The sequence below is a fragment of the Aquabacterium parvum genome, assembly GCF_001447195.1.
Classification (GTDB): Bacteria; Pseudomonadota; Gammaproteobacteria; order Burkholderiales; family Burkholderiaceae_C; genus Aquabacterium; species Aquabacterium parvum.
Genome location: NZ_LFRI01000166.1, coordinates 1 through 273, shown reverse-complemented (window position 1 = coordinate 273; position 273 = coordinate 1). Strand labels below are relative to the sequence as shown.

Here is a 273-nt window from a genome sequence, read left to right as displayed (position 1 = left end):
GCCAACTACACAGGAGTTGAAATGGCTGGAATGAAGTCTATCGATGAAGCGCGCAATGTCCTCGAAGAGGCTGCGCTGATGACCACTGAGACGGTGAGGGCCTTCTACGGGATCGTAGCTGCTGGCCCGGATGTTGGCACGCCGCCCTGGCTGTTCATCCTGGCCAGACACATCGACGCCTGGGACAAGGCCTCGCAGGCCTACATGATGGCCGTGCATCAGCATGCTCGGCCTGTCCTCAATGACATGGAGCGCCTCTCCGCGTCGAAGTAA

At 59.3% G+C, this 273-nt stretch carries 1 protein-coding gene; it reads left to right on the top strand.

Translation table 11 applies throughout. From position 1 onward, the window contains the following. The first annotated feature begins 30 nt into the window (after positions 1-30). Complete coding sequence (locus ABG80_RS06825; RefSeq protein WP_058087007.1) at positions 31-273, top strand: hypothetical protein; 243 nt, start codon at positions 31-33, stop codon at positions 271-273.

Coding starts and splice junctions, on each gene's coding strand:
- ABG80_RS06825 (WP_058087007.1), top strand. CDS start 31: ATGAAGTCTATCGATGAAGCGCGCAATGTCCTCGAAGAGGCTGCGCTG.